Below are 3,087 nucleotides of genomic sequence, written 5' to 3' on the forward strand. Positions count from 1 at the left end.
CCCCGTCCTGCTCCTCGTCATGGCCGTGGCCACCGGCGTCCTGGCGCTCGGTCAGCACGCCACCTGGACCGCCTCCCAGCGCGACCAGGCGGCCTTCGCCACGGCCGGCGGCCTGCGCATCTCCGGCTCGCACAACGCGCCGATGGGTCAGGGCGGCCGCTACGGCAGCCTGCCCGGCGGCGACCGGCTGGTCGCGGTGGTGCGCGACGAGCAGCCGCTGCAGGGCGGCTCCGGCCAGCTGATGGCCGTGGACGCCGCCGCCTTCGCCGAACGCGTCCCGGTCCGCTCCGACCTGCTCGACGGCCGCACCGGCACGGAGGTCTTCGGCTCGCTCGCCTCCCCCGCCCCCGCCGGCATCCCGCTGCCCGGCAGCCCGCTGCGGATCGACGCGGACATCGCGGTGAGCCAGCAGGAGCCGAAGAACTCGCGGTTCACCAGCGTCCCGATCCAGCCCGAGGTCCGGTTGCTGCTGCGCGACCGCTTCGGCCTGGTCCACAAGGTCCCGTTCGGCGAGCTCCCGATGAACGGCCAGGTCCACTCCTCGATCCGGCTCGGCGCGCTGGTCGACGCCCCGGTGGGCTCGGTCGCCGCCCCGCTGACCGTGGTCGGCGCGAACGTCGCCTTCGGCGACCGCAGCGAGGGCGAGGTCACCCTGCGGAACCTGGCCGTCTCGGACACCGCCGACGGACCGTCCACCGCCGTCCCGGTGCCCTCCGGTGCCGGCTGGACCATCAAGCCGCCGGAGTCCCGCAACGGCGCGGGCGGCTCGCCGGTGGCCGCGCTCGCCTCCGAAGCGGCCGCCGCCGACAGCCTGTTCACGGTCCGCTACCACCCCGCGGGCGGCATCGGAGACCCGATCCGCGCGGTGCTGAGCCCGACCGGGGCGCCCCTGCCGGCCGCCGTCAACGGCGTCGCCACCCACGACTACCTGAAGTCCGTCGGAGCCTCCGTCGGCGACACCCTCCAGGTGCCGTTCAGCGGGGTCGTCGTCCCGGTCAAGGTGACCGGCGCGGTCGAGGCCCTCCCGGTGGCCGGCCAGCGGGCGCTGCTGCTGGACCTCGGCTCGGTCGCCCGGATGCTGTCCGTCCAGGACCGCAACCTGCCGTCCCGCACCGAGTGGTGGCTGCCCGCCACGGGGCCGGGCGACCGCATCCCGGCCGAGGCCGCCGCCGCCCTGCGCGGCGCGCCCGGCAGCCAGGACCTCGCGCTCTACGAGGAGGTCTCCGAGGGCCTCCTCGGCGACCCGGTCGGCGCCGCCCCGCAGAGCGCGCTGATGGCCATCGCGATCGTCACCGCCGTGCTCGCCGCGATCGGCTTCGCCGCCGCGGTGGCCGGTTCGGCGCACGAGCGCTCCCGGGACTCCGCGCTGCTGCTCGCCCTGGGCGCCCCGCGCAAGCAGGTCACCCGGACCGTCGCCGCCGAGAACGCGGTGCTGGTCGGCCTGGGCGGGATCGTCGGCCTCGCCCTCGGAGCCCTGCTCGTCCGGCTGATCGTGCCCTTCGTGGTGCTGACCCCGGCGGCCCGCCGCCCGGTGCCGGAGGCCCTGGTCGAGCTGCCGTTCGGTCAGGCGCTGCTGTTCGCGGGCGCGATCGCCGTCGTCCCGCTGCTGTCGGCCTTCCTGATCGGCCGCCGGCGCCGAGACGTGGCCGCGCGGCTGCGCCACGTGGAGGAGATGTGACCACCAAGGCCGGCACCACCGTGCCCACCCCCGCGCCGCCGCTGGCGCCCGAACCGGCGCGGGCCCACCGGCCCGCGCCCTGGGTCCGCACCCGGCTGCGCGCGATGCCGCTGGCCGCGCTGCTCACGGCGGCCCTCGCGCTCGTCACCGTCTTCCTGGCGGCGGCCTTCCCGCGCATCGCGGACCGGAACGCGGACAGCGCGCTCCAGGAGTTCACCCGCGGCCTGGGCACCAACGTCACCAACCTGGAGGTCACCTCCGGGCTGGCCCCCGGCGACGACGGCGCCGCCCTCGAAGCCCTGCAGCGGAAGTTCGACGCGCAGATCGGACGGCAGCTGCCGCTGAGCGCGTCCGCCCAGGTCCACGGCACCCGGATCAAGACCGAGCGGAAGATGTTCAACCCGGGGTTCACCCGGCTCTCCGACCGGGCCGTCCCGGGGCTCGGCCTGTTCTACCTGCACGGCCTCGCCGACCGGGCGACGCTGACCGCGGGCACCTGGCCGGGCCCCGCCCCGGTCGACGGCCCGCTGCCGATCGCGCTGAGCCAGCAGGCCGCCGAGGCCATCAACATCAAGGTCGGCGACGTCATCGAGAGCGGCACCGACGGACCGGTCGCGCTGCGCACCACCGTGACCGGCCTCTACCGGGTCAACGACCCCCAGGACCCGTTCTGGGAGGGACTCGGCTGCCCGTCCAGGGCCTGCCTGGGCGTCAAGGGCGAGGACGCGTGGTACTGGACCAGCGGCTTCGTCGACGGCGGCAGCCTGACCGCGCTGGCCCGCTGGGGCTCGAGCGGCCAGAACTTCTGGCGGCTGCCCGTCGACCCCGGCTCGCTGCGCGCCGACGAGCTCGACCACACCCGCGAGGTCCTCGGCTCGTACACGGCCGGCCCCGGCATGACCGCCCTGATCGACGCCACCCTCCGGGCCGACCTGCACGCCACCTCGCTGATGCCGGACGTCCTCGCCCGGGCCACCGCCCGCTACCAGGCCGCGGCCCCGCTCGGCGCCATCGGGCCGGCCGGTGTCGCCGGCGTCGCGGTCGTGGTGCTCTGCCTGGCCGCAGCGCTCAGCACGGACCGGCGCACGGCCGAGATCCGGCTGCTCCAGGCCCGCGGCGGCTCGCGCACCGGGGGGCTGCTGCGGCTGCTCGGCGAGGGCGCGGTGACCGTGCTGCCCGCCGCCGTGCTCGGCACGGCCCTCGCACTGGTGCTGCTGCCCACCCCGCGCTGGGGCACCCCGGTCCTGCTGGCGCTCGCCGTGACCCTGCTCGCGATCCTGGTCTTCCCGGTCCGGGCCGCGCTGCTCTGGGCGCGCCCGCGGGCGGCCGGCGGCTGGCGCCGGATGGTCGGCGAACTCGCCGTGCTGGCCGTCACCGCCGCGGCCGTGGCCGAGGTCCGACGTCGCGGC

1 protein-coding gene and 1 pseudogene are annotated in these 3,087 nt (G+C 76.7%); both read left to right on the forward strand.

The genetic code is table 11. From position 1 onward, the window contains the following. Positions 1 to 1,678, forward strand: a 1,678-nt coding sequence (locus AE652_RS38615; protein WP_049660111.1) for an FtsX-like permease family protein, incomplete at its 5' end; no start/stop codon positions are given. Beyond that, a pseudogene (locus AE652_RS38620) lies at positions 1,675 to 3,087 on the forward strand (hypothetical protein); the annotation flags it as partial. The gene AE652_RS38615 and the pseudogene AE652_RS38620, both read left to right, overlap by 4 nt.

The sequence above is a fragment of the Kitasatospora sp. MY 5-36 genome, assembly GCF_001182915.1.
Lineage (GTDB): Bacteria > Actinomycetota > Actinomycetes > Streptomycetales > Streptomycetaceae > Kitasatospora.